The organism is Arthrobacter sp. 8AJ (assembly GCF_902506025.1).
Classification (GTDB): domain Bacteria; phylum Actinomycetota; class Actinomycetes; order Actinomycetales; family Micrococcaceae; genus Arthrobacter.
Genome location: NZ_LR733289.1, coordinates 2758401 through 2783307, shown reverse-complemented (window position 1 = coordinate 2783307; position 24907 = coordinate 2758401). Strand labels below are relative to the sequence as shown.

Sequence of the window (24907 nt, the reverse complement as noted above, 5' to 3'; positions counted from 1 at the left end):
GCCCCGGCGGCTCCGGCGCCGCAGGTCAACGGACCGCAGGCGTCCGCGCCGCAAGCACCTGCGCCATCGGCCACCATGCCTTCGCAGACCATGCCGTACACCTCGCCGGCGTCCTTCGCGCCGCCTGCGGCCGGCTCCCAGGGCGTTCCCCCGGGGCACCGGGTGCCTTCGCAGCATGTGGACGACGACGTCGAACGCACCCAGGTGCGTCCCGGCGCCGGAGGACCAGCCCAGGTGGCCGTCCTCCGCATCCGCCTGGACGACGGCCGCGACTTCCAGCTGGACCGCAGCGTCCTGGTGGGCCGGAACCCGGTGGGGCAATCGGGCGAACAGCACGCCCAGCTGCTGGCTGTAGACGACCCCGGGCGCTCCATCTCCAAGACGCACCTGCACCTGCTCACTGACGGTGCGGGCATCTGGGTGACGGATCGGCAGTCGACCAACGGAAGCGCCGTCACCACCCCGGACGGCCTGCGCACCCCCCTGGTGCCGGGCGTCCCCACGTTTGTTACCCCGGGATCCAGCGTGCACTTTGGAGACCGTACCTTTTACCTAGGACAGGCATGAACCAGCACCCCGCCAGTGTTTCCTCCACCATCCAGCCGGGGCCGGGCCTCAGCCTCACCTACGGCTACGGGACGGACAGGGGACTCCGCCGGGAGCTGAACGAAGATTCCTACATCGCCGCCGACCCGATCTTCGCCGTGGCTGACGGCATGGGCGGACACGAGGCCGGCGAAATCGCCAGCGGCCTGTGCGTGCGCGCCCTGGCAGAAATGCCCCAGGTCACCACGGGGGAGCGGAACATTACCGCGTCCCTCCTCCAGGAGTACCTGGTCCGTGCCGACGCCTCCATCCGCGAAGCCACAGGCGCCCGCGCCGGCACCACGCTGACGGGCGCTGTGGTGGTGGAGCAAATGGGCGTGCCGTACTGGCTGGTCATGAACATTGGCGATTCCCGCACCTACCGGCTCAGCCAGGGCCGGTTCGAGCAGATCAGCGTGGACCATTCCGAGGTCCAGGAGCTCGTGGACGCCGGCGAGATCACCGCACAGGAAGCCACCGTCCATCCCCGCCGCCACGTGGTCACCCGGGCCCTGGGCACCGGGGACGAGACGGAGGCGGACTACTGGCTCCTCCCCGTGGAGGAAGGCGACCGGGTGCTGGTCTGCTCGGACGGCCTCACCGGGGAATTGCCGGACGAGGAGATCCTCCGAATCCTCAGCACCGTGGCTGCGCCGCAGGACGCAGTGGATGCCCTGATCCAGGCCGCCCTGCGCAGCGGCGGGCGGGACAACGTGACGGCCATCGTGGTGGACGCCAGGAACGTAGCGAACGACGACGGCACCGGCACCACGGCACCCCGCCACACCCCGGCGGACGGGGACGAAGTGACGCTGCCGCGGCCGGCTGCGTCCGAAGCCGTCACGCAGCCCCTGCCGGCGCCCGTCGAAGCAAGTACCGACCAGGACGGAGAGCCCGGACGATGACCGGCGCCAGCTACATTCCCGGCACCTGGCTGGGCATCGTCCGGTCCGGGACCGCAGTCCTCCTGGGCCCGGAGACACCCGCCGGACTCGCAGGGGCCATTTGGGAGCTCCTGGCTTCGCAGCCCGAGCCGCACGAGGTCCTGGCAGCCGTCACCAGCAGTTCCGGTGGCTCCCTGACCCGTATCCCGTCCTTTGGCATCCTGGACTTCAACGGGTCCTTGCGGGTCTTCCTGCGTGGTGACCTCGACCTCACCGTGGAGCAGCCCGGCGGCCCGGTGGAGCTCGACGGCCGCGACGTGACCACCTGGAACGAGCGCAGGTTCGTCGTGCCCGGGACATGCCGGCTGGGTATCGCCGGCGGTGCCACGGCGGGGCAGGCCGCGGGACGCTCCGGCCAGCCGCTCGGTGAACAGCTGCTGGGTGAACAGCTGCTGGGGGAACAGCCGCTGGCTGAACTGCCGCTGGGGGAGGGGGTGGTGCTGCTCCAGTCGCTGACCCTGTGCGCGCCGGCCGGCCCTGCCGCCGTCGGTGGTCCTGCCGCAGTGGACCGCGAAGAATCCCCGGGGAAACCGGCCAGTGTTGATGGCCCGTTCGCCGTCAGTTCTTCCGGCGAGGTGGACGGCCCCGCCGGTTTCGCTCCGCCGTTGGCCCCCGAACCTGCCGCTGAAACGGTGGCGGCGGATCACCGGGAGGCGGCCGACGAGTCCCAGGGCCGGCCTGGCACTTTCACTCCAGCTGAATCTTCCGTGGACGTGCGCGAACCTGCGGACATGCCGGATCCGGAACCCGCCGTGCGCCACCTCGACCCGGAGGCCACGATTGCCCCCGGCGCGATCATTGACGCCGACGGAGAGCTTCTCGAAGCAACCGGCACCGAAGACCCGGCCGGCCCTGGGGACCCAGGATCGGAGCTGCCCGGTTCCGCGGGAGCAGGCATAGACTCAACCGCCCCTGCGGCAGGCCACGGTGATGCGGGTCCCGCGGTGGAGATGACCACGTCCTACGACCACCTCTGGGACCGGACCGTGATGCGGAACATCGAGGATGCCGCCGTGCGGGAGGACCCCGACGCCGACTCCGGACATGTAGTGCCGCAGCAACAGCCGGCGCTGCCCGCAGCCGAACCACTCCCTGCCCTGGGCACGGGGGAGGATGCGGCGCCGGGTGGCTCGTCGGCCGAATCCGGAGCAGGACTTGCCGGAGCAGCAGATGCCGGACCAGCAGATGCCCGTTCAGACGCTGCCGCCGGACACGGTGACGGCTCGAACGGCGCGGCTGCCACTCCGTCCCGTCCCGCTTCCTCCGGTGTCCTCATCGATTCCGTCCCCTGGCGCACTGCAGGGACGGCGCCCGCACCGACGGGACCCGGCACCGGCAGCGACGCTCCCGCCCGGGAGCCCGCGCCCTTCCAGGGACCTCCGGCTGCCTATGAGCCCGGTCCGGCTGCCTTCGGGCCTGCCCCGGTCCATGAGCTGCCTGCTGATGGGCCGCCCGCCCATAATCCGCCAGCCCATATTCCACAGGTCCAGCAGCCGGACACGGGCCAGGAAACCGGCGCCGGCTTCGATCCCGACCATGATGGCCAGACGGTCATGAAGAGCAGCGTCGCCGGATCAACGGCCGGCCCTGCCGCGGACGCACCTGCGGCCCGGCAGGATGCGGGCGGCGGCCCGCTGGTGCTGGCGCGCGTCTGCGCCCAGGGCCATGCCAATCCGCCCACCCGCGCCCAGTGCAGCGTCTGCGGGGCCGCCCTGTTGCCCGATGCGGTGCAGGTAGCGCGTCCCAGGCTGGGACGGATGCGGCTGTCCACCGGCGACCTGCTGGACCTCGACCAGTCCATGGTGATCGGCCGCCAGCCGTCGGTGTCCCGGGTCCAGGGCGGCGTGATGCCGCGCCTGGTGCAGGTGGCCAGCCCGGGCGGTGACATCTCGCGGTCCCACGTGGAGGTGCGGCTTGAGGGCTGGCACGTGATGCTCTGCGACCTCAAGGCCACCAACGGCACCGTCCTGGTCCGCGAAGGCCAACCGCCCCGCCGTCTCGCCCAGAACGAGATGGCCATCCTGCTCGACGGTGATATCGCCGAACTGGGCGACAACATCTCATTGCGTTTTGAGGAGATTCCTTGAGTTCCAAACGGCCTGTTGCGCCGCCGCCCCGCATTCCGGGGTTCACCTACATCAGCCTGCTCGGTTCGGGCGGCTTTTCCGACGTCTACCTCTACGAACAGGACAGGCCGCGCCGGAAAGTCGCCGTCAAGGTGCTGCTCTCGGACCTGAAGACCGAGGGCGCCCGGCGGCGTTTCGAGTCCGAGGCCAACCTCATGGCCCAGCTGTCCTCGCACCCGTACATCGTCACCATTTTCGAGGCGGAAGTGACGGACGACGGGCATTCCTACCTGGCCATGGAGTATTGTTCCCGGCCCAGCCTGGACGTGCGGTACCGGCGGCAGCGCTTCAGCGTTGATGAAGTCCTGGCCGTCGGCATCCAGGTGGCCTCCGCCGTCGAAACCGCGCACCGTGCCGGCATCGCCCACCGCGACATCAAGCCAGCCAACATCCTGGTGACGGACTACAACCGTCCCGCGCTGACCGACTTCGGGATCTCCGGTACCCTTGCCGGGGACTCCGACGACGACTCGGGCATGTCCATTCCCTGGTCCCCGCCGGAGCAGTTCCGCGACGGCAGTGTCGACGGCGTCATGGTGGACGTGTGGGCCCTCGGTGCTACCCTGTACACCCTGCTGGCCGGCCGCTCGCCCTTCGTCATGCCGGGGGCGGACAACTCGCAGCGGGAACTGATCAACCGGATCAGCAACTTGCCGCTGCCCCGGCTGGGCCGTCCGGACGTGCCGGAATCGCTGGAACTGGCCCTGGCCACCGCCATGGCCAAGTCGCCGCAGTCACGGTATTCCTCCGCGCACGCCTTCGCCCTGGCCCTCCAGCGGATCCAGGCTGAGCTCAACCTCTCCGTGACTCCCTTCGAAGTCCTCGAGGAACCCCAGCAGGAGGAAAGCCACCCGGACGACGGCACCGAGGAAACCCGCGTCCGCAGCATCGCCGCCATCGAGCCCCTGCCGTGCCCTCCATCCCGGCGGGCCCCGCCGGAGCGGTTGGCCCCCGAGCAGGCGCGGCCGACGGCGGCGGCCAGGGGGAGTGGGCACAGTCCACCGTCCTGCGCGGCAGCACAGGCGCGGCGAACTATGGTGCCCCGGTAAGCGACGACGCCGGGCCGGACACCTACACCGCCGACGCCACCGTCCACCGGCCCGTGAACGTGGACCAGCCCCAGGCGGAGCCGGCGGCAGACCATGGCAAGCGCAACCTCTGGCTCGCGCTGGCCGGCGGAACCCTCCTGGCCCTGGCGGCGGTGGTGGGCATCGTGGTGGCCAACACAGCGACCGGAACGCCCAAAGCCGTGGACACCCAGCAGGTCAGCAAGCCGCCGGCGGACGCCGTGGACAGCGGCACCGTCCCCAGTGTTGAAGGCCTCACGGCATCACGAAAGCCCGAAGATCCAAACACCATCATCTTCTCCTGGACCAACCCGCAGCCCAGGGAGGGCGACTCCTACAAATACCGCACCAAATCCGCCAAGGCGGACGGACCCTACGAAACCACCAAGGTACCGAAGACCTTTGTTTCCGGGTTCGGCCCCACTCCCATTTGCCTGGAAGTGATCCTGGTGCGGGCCGACGGCAGCGCCTCGCCGGAAGGCCAGGACTCCATCGCCTGCCTGCAGGACTAGCCAGCTGATGACGCAAACACATTGCCCACTGAGGAGGCACAGATCATGGGGGATCTAGCAATAGATTTCTGTGGCGAATGGTACGAGCCATCGGATGAGGACATCTTCAATATCGGCCGCGAAGGCGACGTTGAAGTGGACGACAACCCGTACCTGCACCGGCAGTTCCTGCAGGTGGCCCGCTACGACGGCATTTGGTGGCTGAGCAACGTCGGCAGCATGCTGTCCGCCACCGTGGCTGACGCGTCCGGCGGCATGCAGGCCTGGCTGTCGCCCGGCGCCCGGATTCCGCTGGTGTTCAGCCACACCAACGTCATCTTCACGGCCGGGCCCACCACCTACGAGTTCGCCGTGCACCTGAAGACGCCATCCTTCCGGCAGGAAGCCCGGGAAGGCGCCAGCAGCGGCGACACCACCATCGGCCCCGTGGTCTTCACCGACGCCCAGAAGGCGCTGATCGTGGCCCTCGCCGAGCCCGTGCTCCGGCGCGAAGGCACCGGGTTCAGCACCATCCCGTCCTCGGCGGCCGCCGCCAGGACCCTGGGCTGGGCGCTGACCCGTTTCAACCGCAAACTGGACAACGTCTGCGACAAGCTGGACCGCGTGGGCGTGGTGGGGCTGCGCGGAGGCGGCGGGAAACTGGCCACCAACCGCCGCGCCCGCCTGGTGGAGCACGCCGTCACCACCCACCTGGTGACACCCGATGACCTGTACCTGCTCGAAAAGATGAGGGGCGTGGACGAAGGATGAGGATCCGGCTGACACTCCGCCGCGAACCCGCCGACGCCAAGGACCTGGCCGTCACGGTGGACGGCCTGGCCACCGTGGCCGACATCGCCACCGTGCTCTGGGCGGCCGACCCTGACCGGAAGGGCACCCCTGCCCCGGACAACCTGTCCCTGCGCATCGACGAAGCCTTCGTGGGTGCCGGCATCAGCGGCAACGTCCTGGCCCGCGAAGACAACCTGCTCGAATCGGGCCTGCGCCCCGGCTCCGTGGTGTCGCTGGCCCAGGTCAGCGGGCAGTTCCACGAACCCGGAGCCAGCCGTGGGCCTGCTGCGGCCACGTTGCGCGTGTTGTCCGGGCCCGACGTCGGCCGCGAATTTTCGCTGCCCATCGGCACCAGTTACATCGGCCGGGACCGGGACGTGGATATCCGCCTGACGGATCCGCTCACGTCCAAACGGCATGCCCGGATCACGGTGGGAGAAAGCATCGAGATCGTGGACACCAATTCCGCCAACGGCCTCCTGATGGACGGGCTGCCGGTCACGCGCGCCACCCTGAACTCGTCCGACACGGTGACCCTGGGGGACACCACCGTCACTGTGGTGCCCCTGGGGCATAATCACGCGGCAGCGCCGACGTCGCCCCTTGTGGACTTCAACCGCTCCCCGCGCGTGGTGCCCCGCTTCGACGTGCCCAAGCGCGTCCTTCCTGCCGGGCCCAAGCGGCCCGAGGACCAGCCGTTCCCTTACATCATGCTGGTGGCACCCCTGATGATGGGCGCGGTCATCTTCGCGGTCACGCAGAACGTGCTGTCCATGGTGTTCATGCTGATGATGCCCCTGTTCATCGTGGGCCACTACGTGGACACCAGGATGCGGACGCGGAAGCAGCAGAAGGAACAGCTCAAGCAGTTCCGGGCGTCCATGGCCGCCTTCCGGCAGGACATCACCGAACTGCAGCAGGTGGAACGGGCGGTCCGGCTCCAGGAAGCGCCGTCGGTCAGCGACACCGTGGATGCCATCTACAAGCTCGGGCCACTGCTGTGGACGCACCGGCCCGAGCACTCCTCGTTCCTGGGCCTGCGCTTCGGGCTGGGGACCGGGCCGTCACGCATCCCGCTGGAGGAACCCTCCAACAATGACACCGAAGTCCAGTACGCCCGCGAGATCCAGGACTGCATCAAGCAGTTCAGCGAGATCGAAGGCGTCCCCGTGGTCTCCCAGCTGCGCACCTCCGGGGCCCTTGGCATCGCCGGCGCCCGCGGCCTGGTGGACGATGTTGCCCGCGGCATGGTGCTGCAGCTCGTGGGCCTGCATTCCCCGGCCGAGGTGGTCCTGACGGCCATCACGTCCGCGCAGTCCCGCGAACGGTGGAACTGGCTGCAGTGGCTGCCGCACGTGGGCTCGGGGCACAGCCCGCTGGGCGGGGACCACCTGGCAGCCGGGTCTGCCGGCGGCTCCTCCCTGCTGGCCCGGCTTGAGGACTTGGTGGACGCCCGCGAAGCGGCGGCCAAACGGACTGCCCCGGAACTGCGCCCCGGCATCGACCCCGTCAAGCATGAACTCGAAGAGCCCGTCCTTCCCTCGGTGCTGGTCATCGTGGAGGACGACGCTCCGGTGGACCGCGGCCGGCTCACCCGGCTGGCGGAACGCGGGCCCGACTCCGGCGTCCACGTCCTGTGGGTGGCCACCGACATCCAGGCCCTGCCCGCCGCCTGCCGCGACTTCATGGTGGTGGACGGCGACCACGGCACCACCACTGGCCAGGTGCGCCTGGGCCGCCACACCTATCCCGTCAGCTGCGAGAGCGTGGACGCGGAACTCGCCGCCCAGCTCGCCCGGATGCTGGCCCCCGTGGTGGACGTGGGCAAGCCCGTCAACGACGACTCCGACCTGCCGCGCGCCGTGTCCTACGCGACGCTGATCGGCAAGGACTTCCTGGACAACCCGCAGTCCGTGGCCGAGCGCTGGACGGAAAACAACTCCGTGCACGCCACCGCGGTGGCGAACCGCAAGGACAACGGCACGCTCCGGGCCCTGGTGGGGTCCAAGGGCATCGAGCCGCTGTACCTGGACCTGAAGAACGAGGGCCCGCACGCGTTGGTCGGCGGCACCACCGGCGCGGGCAAGTCCGAGTTCCTGCAGTCCTGGGTCATGGGCATGGCCGCGGCGTACAGCCCGGACAGGGTCAGCTTCCTGTTCGTGGATTACAAGGGCGGCGCCGCATTCGCGGACTGCATCAACCTGCCGCACACCGTCGGGCTGGTCACCGACCTGTCCCCGCACCTGGTGCGCCGTGCCCTGACGTCCCTGCGCGCGGAGCTGCATTACCGTGAGCAGCTGCTGAACCGGAAGAAGGCCAAGGACCTGCTGGCCCTGCAGCGCGAGGCAGACCCGGAGGCCCCGCCGTACCTGATCATCATCGTGGACGAGTTCGCCGCCCTGGCCAACGATGTTCCCGAGTTCGTGGACGGGGTGGTGGATGTGGCCGCCCGTGGCCGCTCCCTGGGCCTGCACCTGATCCTGGCCACCCAGCGGCCCGCCGGCGTCATCAAGGACAATCTCCGCGCCAACACCAACCTCCGGGTTGCGTTGCGCATGGCCGATGAGGACGATGCCACGGACATCCTGGGCGTCCCGGACGCCGCCTACTTCGACCCCGCCATTCCGGGCCGCGGTGCCGCCAAGACGGGGCCCGGCCGCATCCAGGGGTTCCAGACCGGCTACGCCGGCGGCTGGACCACCGACAAGCCGCAGCGGCCCCAGATCGACATCGTGGAAATGGCTTTCGGTTCGGGTCCCAGCTGGGAAGCGCCCGCCCCTGACAAGCCCGTTGCCCAGGAACCGGCCGGCCCCAACGACATTGCCCGGATGACTTCCACCATCGTGCACGCCGCGGACACCCTGGCCATCCAGCCGCCGCGCAAGCCATGGCTGGATGAACTGGCCAAGACCTACGATTTCTCGAAGCTGCCCAACCCGCGAACCGACGAACAGCTGCTCCTGGGCGTTGCCGACGATCCCGTGCACCAGGACCAGCCCACCGTGTTTTACGAACCGGACCGGGACGGCAACATGGCCATTTACGGAACGGGCGGTTCCGGCAAGTCCGCAGCCCTGCGCGGCATTGCCATTGCCGCCGCGGTCACCCCGCGCGGCGGCCCTGTCCACGTGTACGGCATCGATTGCGGTTCTTCGGGGCTGCGGATGCTGGAGGAGCTTCCGCACGTGGGCGAGATCATCAACGGCGACGACGTGGAACGCGTTGGGCGCCTGCTGCGCCTCCTGCGGGACATCGCCGAGCTGCGGTCCGCACAGTTCGCAGAGGTGCGGGCGTCCACCATCGTGGAGTACCGGAAGCTGGCCAACCGGCCGGACGAGAAGCGGATCTTCGTGCTGGTGGACGGCATGTCCGCGTTCCGGGAGGCATATGAGCACAGCAAGCTTTCCGGGCTCTGGGACATCTTCCTGCAGCTCGCCACCGACGGCCGCACCCTGGGCATCCACCTGGTGGTGACGGGGGACCGGCCCAACGCCGTCCCCGCGTCGCTGCTCGCCTCCATCCAGCGCCGGCTGGTGCTGCGGCTCTCCAATGAAGACGACTACATCTCGATGGACGTCCCCAGGGATGTGCTCACCGCCACGTCGCCCCCGGGCCGCGGGCTGCTGGACGGACTTGAGGTGCAGCTCGCCGTCCTGGGTGGCAACTCCAACCTGGCCCTGCAGGCCCGGGAAGTCCATAAGCTCAGCGAAGCCATGCTGCGCCAGGGCCTGGACACCGCGCCGGGCATCGAACGGCTGCCTGAGCAGGTGGACCTGGATGTCCTGCCCGCCGGCAGCCCGGACCTGCCGGTGATCGGCGTGGACGACGAGTCCCTGCAGCCCGCGGAGGTCATGGCGCGGGGCCCGCTGCTGCTGGCAGGCCCGCCGGGTGCCGGACGGACCGTGGCCCTGGTGACCCTGGCCTACGCACTGCGCCGGTCCAACCCCGCCACGGAGCTGATCTACCTCGGGTCGCGCCGGTCCGCCGTCGCCTCCCTTCCCATCTGGAACCGCTCGGTGGTGGGACCGGACGACCTCGCCGAGGTGGTGGAGGACCTGGTGGAGCACTCCACCGGGAATCCGGGAGCGGTGGCCTTCTTCATCGAGGGCCTGACGGAATTCACCGACACCATCGCTGAATCCGGCATGGCGCAGCTGGTGACCGCGTCGCTGAAGGCGGACCAATGGGTGGTGGGCGAGTCCGAATCCTCCACCTGGTCCAGTGCCTGGCAGCTTGCCCAGCCGTTCAAATCCGGGCGGCGGGGCCTGCTCCTCAACCCGGGGGACATCGAAGGCGACAGCCTGCTCAATACCTCGCTGGGCCGGGTGAGTCCGGACTTCATCCCGGGCCGCGGGTACGTGGTGGGACGCGGCAAAGCGCGGAAAATCCAGGTGGCGCTTCCACCGGAAAACCGGGACTGAGCAGGCCCGAAAAAGGCGGGGCCGCTGCTGCGGCGGATTTGCGGCCCCGCCCGGCGCTGTAGAAGACTACCGGGGACACCAGAAAGCCGTGGTGGGGGGGCTGCGCGCATCGAAAGGTAGCAATGACCCCGTCCGCCCCGGTCCGCCACGCTGTTACGACGACGGCTTCCGCAGCTGTCCTGGCCCTGGCCTTTGGCTTCTTCCCAACAGGCCCGGCACTTGCTGCCACTGCCGACCCCACGCCCGCTCCGGCGTCGGACACCCTGGCGCCAGCCGACTGCGGATTGCTGTGCATTCCCATCCTTGCCAGCAGCCCCGACGCCGGCCCAACCGGGCGCCCACGCAAATCAAAGGATCCCGTGCCGGTGGCACCGGTCCCCGACGATTCCGCCCCCGAAACCCCCTCAGCGACTGCCGGCTACCGCCCGCCCACCGGCCCCTCCAGTGGACAGGACTGGAACAGTCCCGTGACCCGGACCACTGCGCCCACCAAGTTGGCCGCCGTTGCTCCCGCCGGGGGCGGGGGCCCGGACGGGCCGGCACCGGGGCCGATCGCGATCGGAACACTGCTGGTGGGTGCGTCCGCCGGAGCTTTCGCCTGGTGGAACCGGAACCGCAACCGGCTCCGGTCGCACTGAGCCTGGGTGCCTGCCACGCCGCCGTGCCCGGTGGCTGTCGGAGGTGTAAGGCAAGATAGGTCTGTGAGCACAGGACCAGGACCCGCAGAACAGACCGCCGCCCGGACCACGGCACCGCACGAGCCCGAAGCGATTCCCACCGAGGCCATCCGCGAGGAATATGACAACCTCGCGGACCTGGTCCGGAAGTACCGGTTTGCGTACTACCAGGAGGACGCGCCGCTGGTATCGGACGCCGAGTTCGATTCCCTCTTCCGCCGCCTCGAGGAGATCGAGGCGCTGCACCCGGAACTGGTGGCCAACGATTCACCCACCCAGGAAGTGGGCGGCGAGGTGTCCGCCGCGTTTGCTCCGGTGCAACACCTGCAGCGGATGTACAGCCTCGAGGATGTCTTCTCCCTGGAGGAGCTTGAGGCATGGCTGAACCGGGCCGAGGCCGGCATCGAAAAAATCGGGGACGGCGGAGCAAAGGCGGCGTGGCTGACCGAACTGAAAATCGATGGCCTGGCGGTCAACCTCCTGTACCGCGACGGCAAACTGGTGCGGGCTGCCACCCGCGGCGACGGCACCACAGGTGAGGACATTACCCACAACCTGCTCACCATCAAGGAAATCCCGCAGGAACTGCGTGGCAGCGGTTTCCCCGCCGAAATGGAAGTGCGCGGCGAGGTCTTCATCCCGTCCAAGGCCTTCGCCGAGTTCAATGAGGCCCTGATCGAAGCCGGGAAGGCGCCGCTGGCCAATCCCCGAAACGCCGCCGCCGGCTCGCTGCGGCAAAAGGATCCGGCGGAGACGGCCAAGCGGCCACTGAAAATGTTTGTCCACGGCATCGGCGCCCGGGAGGGCCTTGCCGCCGGCAGCCAGTCGGAGACCTACGGCCTGCTGAAGGAGTGGGGCCTGCCGGTGAGCCCGTACTTCGAGGTGCTGGAAGCCCGGGACGACGTCCTCGGATTCATCAAGCGGTACGGGGACCAGCGCCACAAGCTGCTTCACGAAATCGACGGCATCGTCATCAAAGTCGATGATTTCGCCACCCAGCGCGCCCTGGGCAACACCACCCGTGTTCCCCGCTGGGCCGTGGCGTACAAGTACCCACCGGAGGAAGTCCACACCAAGCTGCTGGATATCCAGGTCAACGTGGGCCGCACCGGCCGCGTCACGCCCTACGGTGTGATGGAGCCGGTCAAGGTTGCCGGATCCACCGTGGAAATGGCCACCCTGCACAACCAGGACGTGGTCAAGGCCAAGGGCGTCAAGATCGGCGACATCGTCATCCTGCGGAAGGCGGGGGACGTCATCCCCGAAATCGTGGGCCCGGTCCTGAACCTCCGGGACCAGCAGGACCCGCCGGTACGCGACTTCGTGATGCCCACCGAGTGCCCATCCTGCGGTACCCCGTTGGCACCTGCGAAGGAGGGGGACGTGGATGTCCGCTGCCCCAACGCGAGGTCCTGCCCGTCCCAGCTCCGGGAGCGCGTGTTCCACGTAGCCGGCCGGGGTGCCTTCGATATCGAGGCCCTGGGCTGGGAGGCGGCCATCGCACTGACCCAGCCTGCCGAACCGGACACCCCTCCGCTGACCTCCGAAGCCCGCTTGTTCGACCTCACCCCCGAGGACCTGGCCGGTGTCCGGATCCGGCGTGAAAAGAAGAGTAAAGGCGTTCCCACCGGCGAATACGAGCTGGTGCCGTACTTCTTCAGCAAGGGCACGGCCAAGTCGCCGTCCAAGCCCACCGCCACCACCCAGAAACTGTTCAAGGAACTTGAAAAGGCCAAGACCCAGCCGCTGTGGCGCGTCCTGGTGGCCCTGTCCATCCGCCACGTCGGTCCCCGCGCATCCCGGGCCCTGGCGCAGGCGTTCGGCAGCATGGACCGCATCCGCGCCGCGTCCGAGGAAGAACTTGCGCATGTGGACGGCGTTGGCCCCACAATTGCCGCCGCACTGAAGGAATGGTTCGCCGAGGACTGGCACGTCGAGATCATCGACCGCTGGGGCGCCGCCGGGGTCCGCATGGAGGACGAACGCGACGAGTCCATGCCGCGCACCCTTGAGGGACTGACCGTGGTGGTCACGGGCTCCCTGCCCAACTTCAGCCGCGACGAAGCCAAGGAAGCCATCCTGCTCCGCGGCGGCAAGGCGGCCGGCTCCGTTTCCAAGAACACCAGTTACGTGGTGGCCGGCGAAAGTGCCGGCAGCAAGCTGGACAAGGCAGAGCAGCTGGGCGTCCGCGTCCTGGACGAGGACGGGTTCCGGCAACTGCTCGACGGCGGCCCGGCGGCCGTGGGGGATGCCGCGGCAAGAGATGCCGTGGAACCGGGCGGGGATGACGGGGGCAACGAAGAGGCGACCGTACCTGCCTCTGCAGGGGAGGACACAGTACAGGACAGCACCGTGGAGGAGAACGCATGACGTCCGCAACGGAATTGCTGGAGGTAGCCAAACAGGCCGCCGCGGCAGGCGCAAAAGTCCTGTCCGGCCGTGACGGCAACGCCCTGGACGCGAGCAACAAGGGAGCCGCCGGGGACTGGGTCACGGCCTTCGACCTGGCCGCGGAAAACGCCGTACGCCGCGTCATCACCGCTGCCCGCCCGGGCGACAGCATCACCGGCGAGGAACAGGGAACCACCCGGGCCGCCGACCCCACCGGTTACCGCTGGTCCATCGACCCCCTGGACGGCACCACCAACTTCATCCGCAACATCGTCTACTACGCCACCTCCGTGGCGGTTGCCGATGCCGACGGCGTCTGGCTGGCCGGCGTCGTCAACGCCCCTGCCTTGGGGCGGGTGTACTACGCTGCCCGCGGCCAGGGTGCGTGGCTGGACGAACGCGGCATTGTCACCAGGCTGGACGGACCGGTTCCGGGCCGCGCCGGGCAGATCCTGGCCACCGGGTTCAGCTACGAGCCCGATGTCCGCGCCCAGCAGGCGGCCGCCTTCGGTACTTTGATGGATGGCTTTGCCGATGTCCGCCGGCTTGGTTCCGCCGCCCTGGACCTGTGCATGGTGGCGGACGGAACCCACGATGCCTACGGCGAGCGGGGTCTGAATGAGCATGACTTTTCAGCCGGCGCCCTGATCGCGGAGGAGGCCGGCTGCTGGGTGCGCAGGCCGCGCCTGACGAGCCCCCTCGACGGCGGCCCCACCGATGGCGAACGCCTGGACGCCTGGACCTGTGCCGCCAGCCTGGAGCTGTCCGGCAAGTTTCCGCTCTGAGTCGGCATGGGAACCGGCCTCATCGAAAGAGCGGGGCCGCCCGTTCTGATAGTTCTGTCACGGAAAGTGCCTTCCTGCCGTACGGCGCCCCGGCCCGCCACTAGCATTGACGGGTGCAGCCGCAGATAACTATCCGTCCCGCCGTCGAGGCCGACTTCGCCGCCATTGCCCGCATCACCGGAGCTTCGTATCTTTCGGCAGGCTACTTCGACGACGCCGCGCACCCCTACATGGTGAAGATCATGGATGTGGCAGAGCGCGCGGAGCAGGCCACCATCTGGGTGGCGGAGCGGGACGGAGCTGTCATCGGTTCCGTCACGCTGGCACTGGCGGGGGAGCCGTACGCGGACATTGCCCTGCAGGATGAGCTGGAATTCCGGATGCTGGTGGTGGACCCTGCCGTGCAGCGCAGCGGCGCCGGCAAAGCCATGGTGGACGCCATCATCGGCCATGCCAGGACCCTTCCCGGCATCCGTGCGGTGGCCCTCACCACCGGTCAAACCTGGGAAAGCGCGCACGGGCTGTACCGCAAGACCGGCTTCCAGCGGGTGCCTGAGCGGGACTGGCTGGTCCCCGGAACCGACATAAAACTGCTGGTTTACCGGCGCGACCTGTAGCAGCCCTACAGTGGTGGCGACCCATTCCAGCTTTGAAAGGCCCACCCATGCGCAAAACCTTCGGCAGCGGATCCGTCTGGGAACAGACCCTCGGCTATTCCCGCGCCGTCCAGGTGGACAACACCCTCTACATCTCTGCCACCGCAGCCAGCGGTGACGACGGAATCGTGGGGGATGACTTCTACACCCAGACCCAGTACATCCTGCAGAAACTCGGCAAGGTCCTGGCTGAGGCCGGCTTCGGCTACGGGGACGTGGTGCAGTCCAAGCTGTACCTGACGGACATCAGCAAGTGGGAAGAGGCCGGCCGGGCCCACGGCGAGGTGTTCGGCGAGATCCGTCCCACCCTCTCCCTGGTCCACGTGCTCCCGTTCCTGGACCCGAAGATGCTCGTCGAGATCGAACTGGTCGCGCAGAAGAGCGAGTAAGTTTCCGGCCCTACCGTGCCGGCAGGCCGTAGCGGTGCTCGGGCCTGCCGGTGGTGCCGTAGCGGAGCTGGATGTCCACTGCGCCGTCGTCCGCCAGCGAGGACAGGTACCGCTGGGCGGTGGCGCGGGAAACGCCCACCCGGGCGGCCACCTCGGCGGCAGAGTACTGCTCGCCGGGGGCCAGCGATTCCAGTACCGCGGCCTCCGTCGCGGAGCGTGGTTTCGACGACGGCGTGACGTCCCCCGGAATCAGCGCGCGTTTGGCGCGCTCCACGGCGTCCTGGTCCAGTGCCCCGGGCTGGCCCAGGAGGCGCCGGTACCGGGCATAGGAACGCAGCTGCTGGGACAGTGACTCCGCCGTGAAGGGCTTGAGTAGGTATCCCAGTGCGCCGCGGCGGAACGCGACCCGGACCGACGCGGGATCAGACGCGGCGCTGAGGATGATCGTGTCCACATCCAGCTGCTGCAGCAGGTCCAGGCCGGAGGCGTCCGGAAGGTACACGTCCAGCAGCACCAGGTCCGGCCGCAGGCTGTGGATCGCCTGCAGGGCCAGCGACGCCGTTCCGACGGGCGCCAGCGCCAGGAACCCCGCCACCGAATCCACGTACGCGGCGTGCAGCTTGGCCACGTGGAAGTCGTCGTCCACGATCAGGACCCGAAAATCGTCAGCCATTCTTTTCCTTTCCGGCTTCCCCCGTGGTCTTTGCGGCAGGGCTCCCTGCCGTCGTGTGCGGAAGGGTGGCCATGAACACGGCCCCCGGGCCGCCCCTGGCTCCGCGGTCGAGCACCTTCACATCGCCGCCCCGGCGCCGTGCCAGCTGGCGGGCCAGCGCCAGTCCGAAGCCCTGGCCGCCGCCGGCGCGGACCGGGCCGGAAGCGGTGGTGAAACCTTCGGCAAACACGGCGTCCGTGTCTGTGCCTTCTGCCAGCCCGTCACCGGAGTCCGCCACCACGACGTGAAGCGTGCCGCCGTCATCGTCCGGCTCATCCAGCACCTCCAGCTCAACCCAGCGGTCCGCGGACGAGCCCGCCACGGCGGCGTTCACGGCGTTGTCGAGCAGGTTCCCCAGCACCGTGGTCACGTCCTGGGCCTCCGTCACCTGCCCGCGGACCAGGGTCTCCGGCCCGATGCGCAGTGCGACGCCCCGCTCGTCGGCCTCCACGCCCTTGGCGCCCACGAAGGCCTGCAGGTACGGGTCCTGCAGCAGCTCGGCCTGGTCCACCGGGAACTTCAGCGGGCCGGTAGCGGCGAGGCCGGCAAGGTAGTCGCGCGCCTCCTGGTGCTGGCCTATGCCCAGGAAGCCGGCAAGGGTGTGCAGCTGGTTGGCGAACTCGTGCCGCTGGGCGCGCAGCGCGGTGGACATGGTGCCCACGGCGTCGAGTTGCCGCGTAAGCTCCTGCAGTTCCGTCCGGTCACGCAGCATGACCACCCAGCCCAGGTCCTCCCGGCGGTGCAGGGCTTTGCGCGCATTCACCACCAGCACCCGGCCGCCGGCCACCAGCTCGAGGGCATCCTGGTTTGATCCGCCGGTGGCAACCGCCGGGCCCGCAACCCCGGTCCCGGGGCGCGTGAGGGACTTCAGCTGTTCCGGGACGGGCGCGTCCTCCCAGCGGGATCCCGACAGGTCCGGCAGTCCCAGCAGCCGCTGCGCTGCGGCATTGAAGACGCTGACCCGGCCGTCGGCACTGACGCCGATCACGCCGTCGTCCACGCCCTGCAGCACCGCCACCTGGTCATGGACCAGCGTGCTGATTTCTTCCGGTTCCAGGCCCAGGGTGAGGCGCTGCAGGCGCCGGCGCAGCAGGAAGGAGCCCAAAACCCCAGCCAGGAGTGCGCCCGCGGCGGTCAGTGCCACGGGCCCGATGTCCCGGGCCACGCTCTGGGCCACGGTTTCCATGGAGTAACCCACGCTCACCTCGCCCACCACCGCGCCGGTGCCGGGTGCGTAGACCGGAACTTTCGCGCCGGCGGACGGGCCGAGTGTTCCGGTGTTGCGGGTGGTGACCTCCTGCCCGGACAACGCCTCGGAGGGGTCCGTGCTGACCTTCTCACCGAGCCGTTGCGGATCCGGGTGGGCCAGCCGGATGCCCGTTTCGTCCGTGATGACCACGAACAGGGCGCCGGTCCTGGTCCGCGCCGCCTCGGCGGATGCCTGCAGCGGCCCGGCCAGGAGCTCTGCCGCCGGGGGAGTGCCGGGCTGTCCGCTGATGGCCAGCACATCGGCGCGGACCTCGGGGTCGGAGGCAACGGTCCGGGCCAGCGTCAGTGCCTGGTTCTCCGCATCGCTGCCCACCCGGTCATACGTCAGCCACGCGTGCACGGAGGTGCTCAGCAGCACCACCAGCAGCACCACGGCCAGCTGCAGCAACAGCGTCTGGGTGGAAAACCGCAGCGGCTGCCGGGGCGCGGAACGCTGCATTCATCCTCCTTGACGGGTGGCGGCGGGCCAGGGTTTCGGCGCCTAAGCGCCGTGAGCACAATGAGCAAAATGCTCCCAATAAGCAGTATGCCAATCAATTGAGCCAAAGGCACTGCCGTGACGCCCGCCACCCTACAGTCTGTAGCACGCGTCACACCGCTGTGCCGCTGTTCACAAGAAGGAGCCGGCTGTGCTGGTAATACTTGGATTCGCCATGATCGCGGTATTCATGGTGCTGATCATGACGAAGAAGTTGACGCCAGTGCTGGCGTTGATCATTGTCCCTACTGTTTTCGGCCTGTTCGCCGGTGCCGGCCTGGGCATCGGCGACATGGTGATGGACTCCATGAAGTCCATGACCTCCACCGCGGCCCTGCTGATGTTCGCCATCATCTACTTCGGCCTGATGATCGACGTCGGGCTCTTTGACCCGCTGGTGAAGTTCATCCTCCGCAAGCTGGGCAACGACCCCGCCAAGGTGGTCCTGGGCACCGCCATCCTGGCCGCCGCCGTGTCCCTGGACGGCGACGGGTCCACCACCTTCATCCTCACCACCGCCGCGATGCTGCCGGTCTACCTGCGCCTCAAGATGAGCCCCGTGGTCCTCACCTGCGTGGCCGGCCTGGCCAACGGCACCATGAACATCCTGCCCTGGGGCGGCCCCACGGCCCGCGCCGCCACCGCCCTGAAGATCGACGTCAACGACGTCTTCGTCCCCATGATCCCGTCCCTCGTGGCCGGCCTGGTGGTCGTCTTCGCCTTCTCCTGGCTGCTCGGCCTGCAGGAACGCAACCGCCTCCGCGCCACGGCCCCCGAGATCTGGGGCGTGCCGGACACTGCGGAAGAGTTCGACGGCGGCACCTCCACAGGTGCCTCAGGCACCGGCGCTTCCGGAACCGGCGCTTCCGGAACCGGCGCTTCCGGAACCGGCGCTTTTGGAAGTGGCCGCCGCAAGGGCGGCAACCCCGGCGGAGCAGCCCCCGCCGGTGGTTCGGTGGCGGTCCTGGACCGCACCGAAACCCTGGTGGACGAGCACGACTCCGCCATGGCGGACACCGCGCTCGACCCCAACCGCAGCACCCTGCGCCCCAAGCTGTTCTGGTTCAACCTGGCCCTGACCGTCGCCGTCATGGTGGTGCTCGTCGCCAACGTCATCCCGCTGCCGTTCGTGTTCATGGTGGGCGCCGCAATCGCCCTGCTGGTCAACTTCCCCAAGGTCAAGGACCAGGGCGCCCAGCTGATTGCGCACGCACCGTCCATCGTCGCCGTGGTCAGCATGGTCATGGCCGCCGCCGTCCTCACCGGCGTCCTCAAGGGCACCGGCATGGTGGAAGCAATGTCCGCGTGGCTGGTCCAGATCATCCCCACCTCCATGGGCCCGTTCATGGCGGTCATCACCGGTGTGCTCAGCATTCCCATGACGTTCTTCATGAGCAACGACGCGTTCTACTTCGGCGTCCTGCCCGTCCTCAGCGAAACCGCTGCCCACTACGGTGTCGGCGCCGCTGACATGGCCCGTGCCTCCATCACCGGCCAGCCGTTCCACCTGCAGAGCCCGCTGGTTCCGGCCATCCTGCTGCTGGTCTCGCTGGCCAAGGTGGACCTGGGCGACCACCACAAAAAGGTCCTGTGGCGCACCGCCGTCATCTCCCTGGTAATGCTCGGAGTCGGCATGCTTACCGGAGCCATTGGAATCGGCTAGTCTATAGCTGCCCGTGCTCCTGTCCCCGAGGCAGGCCGGGTATCGAAGGTGCCCGTCTGACGCCCGCTGGGGGATGTCAGACGGGCATCTGCGTTTCCGCACTAGACTGGATCGGAAAACAATTCGAACTTTGCAGGGGAGATCCATGGCTGCGATCAACCGTGACGACGTGGCGCATCTCGCGCGGCTCGCTCACATCGAGATGAGTGCAGAAGAGCTGGACAGGATGGCCGGCGAGCTCGCCGTCATCGTGGATTCGGTCAAGTCCGTCAGCGAGGCCGCGGGGGACGACGTCCCGGCCACCTCGCACCCCATCCCGCTGACCAACGTGTTCCGTGAGGACGTTGTGGGACACACCTTCACCGCGGAACAGGCTCTCTCCGGCGCCCCGGACTCCGACGAAAACCGTTTCAAGGTTCCGGCCATCCTGGATGAGGCATAGACATGACTGAAAAGAACACCAGCGCCGGCACCCTGATCCGGCTGTCCGCCGCACAGCTTGCCGAGAAGCTGCGCGCCGGCGAAGTCACCGCCGTCGAAGCCACCCAGGCCCACCTGGACCGCATTGCCGCCGTCGACGGGAAAGTCAACGCCTTCCTGCACGTCAACGCGGAAGAAGCGCTCGCCGTCGCCGCCGAGGTGGACGCCATCCGCGCCGCCGGCGGAGCGGAAGCAGAAGCACTGCACTACCTGGCCGGCGTCCCCATCGCCGTCAAGGACCTGATCGTCACCATCGGCCAGCCCACCACCGCCGGCTCGAAGATCCTCGAAGGCTGGCACAGCCCGTACGACGCCACCGTCGTCGAACGCCTTCGCGCCGCAAAGATGCCCATCCTGGGCAAGACCAACCTGGACGAGTTCGCCATGGGCTCCTCCACGGAGCACTCCGCCTACGGCCCCACCCGCAACCCCTGGGACCTGGACCGGATCCCCGGCGGCTCGGGTGGTGGCTCCGCTGCCGCCGTCGCCGCCTTCGAGGCGCCCCTGGCCCTGGGCACGGACACCGGCGGCTCCATCCGCCAGCCCGGCGCCGTCACCGGAACCGTTGGTGTGAAGCCCACCTACGGCAGCGTCTCCCGCTACGGCGCCATCGCCATGGCGTCCTCCCTGGACCAGATCGGCCCCGTCACCCGCACCGTGCTGGACTCCGCGCTCCTGCACCAGGTCATCGGCGGCCACGATCCCCGCGACTCCACCTCGCTGCCCGAACCCCTGGCGGACCTCGTTGCCGCCGCGAAGACCGGCAACGTCGAGGGCCTGCGGATCGGCATCATCAAGGAACTGCACGGCGAGGGCTACCAGGCCGGCGTCGAAAACCGTTTCAACGACGCCCTGGAGCTGCTCAAGGAAGCCGGCGCGGAGATCGTTGAGGTCTCCTGCCCCAACTTCCAGTACGCCCTGGGCGCCTACTACCTGATCATGCCGTCCGAGGCCTCATCCAACCTGGCCAAGTTCGACGGCGTCCGGTACGGCCTGCGCGTCCTCCCCGAAGATGGCCCCATGACCATCGAACGCGTGATGGGTGCCACCCGCGCCGCCGGCTTCGGCGACGAAGTCAAGCGCCGCATCATCCTGGGCACCTACGCCTTGTCCGCCGGTTACTACGACGCCTACTACGGCTCGGCCCAGAAGGTCCGCACGCTGGTGCAGCGGGACTTCGAGGCCGCCTTTGCGCAGGCTGACGTCCTGATCTCGCCCACCGCCCCCACCACGGCGTTCCCGCTCGGCGAAAAACTGGACGATCCGCTGGCCATGTACCTCAACGACGTCGCCACCATCCCGGCCAACCTTGCCGGCGTCCCCGGCCTGTCGCTGCCTGGCGGCCTGGCGGACGAGGACGGGCTGCCTGTCGGTATCCAGTTGCTGGCCCCGGCCCGCGAGGACGCCCGCCTGTACCGGGTGGGTGCGGTCCTTGAATCGCTGCTCGAAGCCAAGTGGGGCGGCCCGCTGCTGGCCCAGGCTCCCGACCTTGCCGTTGCCGGAACCCTCGAAACCCAGGAGGCAAAATAATGAGCACTGATGACATCCTGAGCTTCGAAGAGGCCATGGAGAAGTACGATCCCGTCCTGGGGTTCGAGGTCCACGTGGAGCTGAACACCAAGACCAAGATGTTCTCCTCCGCCCCCAACGTCTTCGGCGACGAGCCCAACACCAACGTCAACGAGGTGGACCTGGGTATGCCCGGCGTCCTGCCCGTGGTGAACAAGACGGCCATCGAGTCCTCCATCAAGATCGGCCTGGCGCTGAACTGCAAGATCGCCGAATCCTGCCGCTTCGCCCGGAAGCAGTACTTCTACCCGGACACCCCCAAGAACTTCCAGACGTCCCAGTACGACGAGCCCATCGCCTACGACGGCTACCTGGACGTCGAGCTCGAGGACGGCACCGTGTTCCGCGTGGAGATCGAGCGCGCGCACATGGAGGAGGACGCCGGGAAGCTGACCCACATGGGCGGCGCCACCGGCCGGATCCAGGGCGCCGACTTCTCGCTGGTGGACTACAACCGTGCCGGTGTTCCGCTGGTGGAAATCGTCACCAAGCCCATCGAGGGCGCCGGGTCCCGTGCACCGGAACTGGCCAAGGCCTACGTGGCGGCCGTCCGGGAGATCGTGAAGAACCTGGGCGTGTCCGACGCGAAGATGGAACGGGGCAACGTCCGCTGCGACGCGAACGTTTCGCTCCGCCCGCACGGCCGTGAGCGGTTCGGCATCCGTTCCGAGACGAAGAACGTGAACTCGCTCCGCGCGGTGGAGCACGCCGTCCGCTACGAGATCCAGCGCCACGCCGCTGTCCTGGACTCGGGTGAACCGGTGATCCAGGAGACCCGCCACTGGCACGAGGACACCCGCACCACCACGTCCGGCCGCGCCAAGTCCGACGCGGACGACTACCGCTACTTCCCGGAACCGGACCTGGTTCCCGTGGTGGCCTCCCGGGAATGGGTGGAGGAACTGCGCGCCACCCTGCCCGAGCCGCCGGCCGAGCGCCGCAAGCGCCTCAAGGCCGACTGGGGCTACTCCGACCTCGAATTCCGCGACGTGGTCAACGCCGGCGTCCTGGACGAGATAGAGGAAACCATTGCCGCCGGCGCCACCGCATCCGTGGCCCGCAAGTGGTGGATGGGTGAGATCGTGGGCCGCGCCAAGGCTGCCGACGTCGATCCCGGCCAGCTGGGCGTCGAGGCTGCCACGGTGGTGGAGCTGAGCCGCATGGTTGAGGCGGGCAAGATCAACAACAAGATGGCCTCCCAGGTGCTGGACGCCGTGCTCGCCGGTGAGGGCACCCCGGAGGAGATCGTGGAGAAGCGCGGCCTCGCCGTCGTATCCGACGACGGGCCCCTCCTGGAAGCCATCGACGCCGCACTCGCCGCGCAGCCCGGCGTCGCGGACAAGATCCGTGGCGGCAAGGTGCAGGCCATCGGCGCGATCGTGGGCGGGGTCATGAAGGCTACCCGTGGACAGGCCGACGCCGGCCGCGTGAAGGAACTGATCCTGGAGAAGCTGGGCGTCACCGTCTAGTACACCCCTGCAGGACCCAACTGGGTAGCGCCAGGTGTCGTTTTGAACCCTCATAACGACACCTGGTGCTACCCAGTTCCGCGTTAAGTACTCAGGCGGCGCTCAGTGAAACTACCCGTGGTTGGGCGCCTGCGGCGGACTTACACTGGAGCCCACAGGGCGCCGGTGCCCTGGCTGCGTGCGGGAGGAACAACCATGGTGGTCCGGGAACCTATGAGGATGCGCAAGGCGGTACTGGGCGGTGCCGTGGCCGTGGCACTTACCGGGACAGGGGCCGCCCTCGCCTGGTCGGCAACCGGGACGCCCGCACCCACGCCGTCGCCCTCACCATCATCACAATCAGCGCCCGGCAACTCAGGCAACGCCCCGGGGCCACATAAGCCCGGCAAGGCCGAGCGCGGGCAACTCCTGCACGGCGAAGGCGTCGCCAGGAAGCCCGACGGAACCTACCAGACGGTCCTGGAACAGAACGGGACCGTGGAGTCGGTCAGCGATACCGCCATCACCGTCAAGAGCGGGGACGGCTTCTCCCAGACCTACACCGTCAATGGCGACACGAAGGTGACCACGATTCCTCCGGCCGCCAATCCAGGTGCAACGCCAAGCCCGGAAGCGACGCCCAGCCCCGGTGGAAAGTCCGACGACGGCAAGCGGCTTAAGCCGAAGGAGGGGACCATCGCGGACATCGCCGCCGGGGACACCGTGCGCATCGCCGGCGTCAAGGACGGGGACAAAGCCACGGCCACGCGGATCGTGAAGGGCGCCGGTGACGGGCCCGGACTGGGGCTGGGGCGTGGGTTGGGACGCGGGCCGGGCCATGTCCCGGGTAACGGTCAAGGACTTGGACACAAGATGGGCAAGGGCAACCACCAGGACGGCCAGGACTCGTAGCCTCCAGTACGCCGGCCGGCTCAGCCCTGTTTCACCAGCCCCGCCATGATGTCCTCCAGCGCCTCGCAGACCATCACCACGGAGCGGCGCTTGAGGTTCTCCGGCCGGGCCAGCAGGTCGATCCTGCGGCGGGTGCTGATCCCCTCCAGGGGTCGCAGCACGATGTCCGGGTTCAGGACCGGGCCCGCCGTGTACCTGGGGAGCAGCCCCACCACACCGCCGGCAGCCACGAGTGCCGCCACGGTGGAATAGTCGTTGATGCGGTGCACGATATTAGGCTCGCGGCTGGAGACGGCGGCGACGGCGGACAGGACATCGGCGGGGGAGTAGCCGGGGTGGCTGGTCACCCAGGCCTCTGTACCGACGTCGTCCGCCGTGACCGTCTCCTGTTGGGCCAGGGGATGGCCGGCGGGCAGCGCCACGTCCAGCGGCTCATGCGCCAGCGGGATCACCGCAACCCGTTCCGCCGGCCAGCGGGGACTGTGGTCCATGCGGTGCGCCAGCACCAGGTCGTACCGGGCGGTGAGGGCCGGGAAGTCCTGTTGCGCGACGTCCTCGTCGGACAGCTCGATCCGCGGGTGCTCCGGCCGGTCCAGCATGCGGGCCAGAGGCGCGAACAGGGCCTGCCCGGCGCTGTGGAACCCGCTGACGGTCACCCTCCCGGCGGGCGAGCCGTGGTACGTGCCCAGCGCGCCCCGGGCGTCGGCCATGGCACTGACGACGGCGGCGCCCGCGTCGGCGAGAACCTGGCCGGCTTCCGTGAGCACCAGGTTCCGGCCTTCCTTGCGCGTCAGCGGCACCTCCACGGTGCGCTGCAGGTGCGCCAGTTGCTGCGATACTGCCGACGGGGTGACCATGAGCGTATCGGCCACGGCCTTCACACTGCCCAGGGCGCCCAGTTCCCGCAGGATTTCAAGCTGATGAACCTCCATACGTCCACTCTAATCATTAGGACTGCTACATCGTCGATTGAGAAAATCCCTGTTGTGCTAAAGCATCGGCAGGGCTTCAATGGGGACGTACCCCGCAGATTGAATGCCAAGCAGTAAGGA

19 protein-coding genes and 1 pseudogene are annotated in these 24907 nt (G+C 68.6%); 17 read left to right on the top strand and 3 right to left on the bottom strand.

The window, feature by feature from the left end; translation table 11 throughout:
• The 12 genes and pseudogenes from BACI349Y_RS12975 to BACI349Y_RS12925 form a co-directional block, all read left to right on the top strand.
• Window positions 1-567: pseudogene (locus BACI349Y_RS12975) on the top strand (RDD family protein); the annotation flags it as partial.
• Window positions 564-1490 (top strand): PP2C family protein-serine/threonine phosphatase, encoded by a 927-nt coding sequence (locus BACI349Y_RS12970; RefSeq protein ID WP_159632444.1) that lies wholly within the window; start codon window positions 564-566, stop codon window positions 1488-1490. The pseudogene BACI349Y_RS12975 and the gene BACI349Y_RS12970, both read left to right, overlap by 4 nt.
• Window positions 1487-3616, top strand: coding sequence for an FHA domain-containing protein (locus BACI349Y_RS12965; RefSeq protein ID WP_159632443.1), 2130 nt, complete (start codon window positions 1487-1489; stop codon window positions 3614-3616). Before BACI349Y_RS12970 ends, BACI349Y_RS12965 begins: the two co-directional genes overlap by 4 nt.
• Window positions 3613-4704 (top strand): serine/threonine-protein kinase, encoded by a 1092-nt coding sequence (locus tag BACI349Y_RS12960; protein WP_236560825.1) that lies wholly within the window; start codon window positions 3613-3615, stop codon window positions 4702-4704. The genes BACI349Y_RS12965 and BACI349Y_RS12960 overlap by 4 nt, the downstream gene beginning before the upstream one ends.
• Window positions 4705-4757: 53 nt before the next feature.
• A complete protein-coding gene (locus BACI349Y_RS20305) occupies window positions 4758-5234 on the top strand; it encodes a hypothetical protein (RefSeq protein ID WP_236560824.1) in 477 nt (158 codons plus the stop codon).
• 45 nt (window positions 5235-5279) lie between these two features.
• Window positions 5280-5984, top strand: a complete 705-nt coding sequence (locus BACI349Y_RS12955; RefSeq protein WP_159632442.1) for a hypothetical protein — start codon at window positions 5280-5282, stop codon at window positions 5982-5984.
• Complete coding sequence (locus BACI349Y_RS12950) at window positions 5981-10426, top strand: FtsK/SpoIIIE domain-containing protein (protein ID WP_159632441.1); 4446 nt, start codon at window positions 5981-5983, stop codon at window positions 10424-10426. The genes BACI349Y_RS12955 and BACI349Y_RS12950 overlap by 4 nt, the downstream gene beginning before the upstream one ends.
• 122 nt (window positions 10427-10548) lie before the next feature.
• Window positions 10549-11064: a hypothetical protein gene (locus BACI349Y_RS12945; protein ID WP_159632440.1), complete on the top strand. Its 516-nt coding sequence runs from the start codon at window positions 10549-10551 to the stop codon at window positions 11062-11064.
• A 132-nt stretch (window positions 11065-11196) separates the two neighbouring features.
• Window positions 11197-13473: an NAD-dependent DNA ligase LigA gene (gene ligA, locus BACI349Y_RS12940; protein ID WP_236561039.1), complete on the top strand. Its 2277-nt coding sequence runs from the start codon at window positions 11197-11199 to the stop codon at window positions 13471-13473.
• Complete coding sequence (locus BACI349Y_RS12935) at window positions 13470-14279, top strand: inositol monophosphatase family protein (RefSeq protein ID WP_159632438.1); 810 nt, start codon at window positions 13470-13472, stop codon at window positions 14277-14279. The genes ligA and BACI349Y_RS12935 overlap by 4 nt, the downstream gene beginning before the upstream one ends.
• Before the next feature lie 113 nt (window positions 14280-14392).
• Entirely contained in the window at window positions 14393-14896 is a 504-nt protein-coding gene (locus BACI349Y_RS12930; protein WP_159632437.1) for a GNAT family N-acetyltransferase, read from the top strand.
• A gap of 47 nt (window positions 14897-14943) precedes the next feature.
• On the top strand, window positions 14944-15324 hold the full coding sequence (locus BACI349Y_RS12925) for a RidA family protein (protein WP_159632436.1): 381 nt from the start codon (window positions 14944-14946) through the stop codon (window positions 15322-15324).
• Window positions 15325-15334: 10 nt separating this feature from the next.
• Here BACI349Y_RS12925 and BACI349Y_RS12920 read toward each other — a convergent pair whose 3' ends face one another.
• Together BACI349Y_RS12920 and BACI349Y_RS12915 are read right to left on the bottom strand one after the other, a co-directional pair.
• The gene (locus tag BACI349Y_RS12920; protein ID WP_159632435.1) at window positions 15335-15997 is read right to left on the bottom strand and encodes a response regulator; all 663 of its coding nucleotides are present in this window, start codon (window positions 15995-15997) and stop codon (window positions 15335-15337) included.
• Window positions 15990-17744, bottom strand: a complete 1755-nt coding sequence (locus BACI349Y_RS12915; protein WP_159632434.1) for a sensor histidine kinase — start codon at window positions 17742-17744, stop codon at window positions 15990-15992. Before BACI349Y_RS12915 ends, BACI349Y_RS12920 begins: the two co-directional genes overlap by 8 nt.
• Before the next feature lie 190 nt (window positions 17745-17934).
• On the opposite strand from BACI349Y_RS12915, the gene BACI349Y_RS12910 reads away from it, so the two are divergent.
• The 5 genes from BACI349Y_RS12910 to BACI349Y_RS12890 all read left to right on the top strand — a co-directional run bounded on the left by BACI349Y_RS12910 (window position 17935) and on the right by BACI349Y_RS12890 (window position 23855).
• Complete coding sequence (locus BACI349Y_RS12910) at window positions 17935-19446, top strand: CitMHS family transporter (RefSeq protein ID WP_159632433.1); 1512 nt, start codon at window positions 17935-17937, stop codon at window positions 19444-19446.
• Between the two features lie 145 nt (window positions 19447-19591).
• Window positions 19592-19888, top strand: coding sequence for an Asp-tRNA(Asn)/Glu-tRNA(Gln) amidotransferase subunit GatC (gene gatC, locus BACI349Y_RS12905; protein WP_141940678.1), 297 nt, complete (start codon window positions 19592-19594; stop codon window positions 19886-19888).
• Between the two features lie 2 nt (window positions 19889-19890).
• Window positions 19891-21456, top strand: a complete 1566-nt coding sequence (gene gatA, locus BACI349Y_RS12900) for an Asp-tRNA(Asn)/Glu-tRNA(Gln) amidotransferase subunit GatA (RefSeq protein WP_159632432.1) — start codon at window positions 19891-19893, stop codon at window positions 21454-21456.
• Window positions 21456-22964, top strand: a complete 1509-nt coding sequence (gene gatB / locus BACI349Y_RS12895; RefSeq protein ID WP_159632431.1) for an Asp-tRNA(Asn)/Glu-tRNA(Gln) amidotransferase subunit GatB — start codon at window positions 21456-21458, stop codon at window positions 22962-22964. Before gatA ends, gatB begins: the two co-directional genes overlap by 1 nt.
• A 219-nt stretch (window positions 22965-23183) precedes the next feature.
• Window positions 23184-23855, top strand: coding sequence for a hypothetical protein (locus tag BACI349Y_RS12890; RefSeq protein ID WP_442858424.1), 672 nt, complete (start codon window positions 23184-23186; stop codon window positions 23853-23855).
• Between the two features lie 20 nt (window positions 23856-23875).
• Here BACI349Y_RS12890 and BACI349Y_RS12885 read toward each other — a convergent pair whose 3' ends face one another.
• Window positions 23876-24787: a LysR family transcriptional regulator gene (locus tag BACI349Y_RS12885; protein ID WP_159632429.1), complete on the bottom strand. Its 912-nt coding sequence runs from the start codon at window positions 24785-24787 to the stop codon at window positions 23876-23878.
• Window positions 24788-24907: the final 120 nt, after the last annotated feature.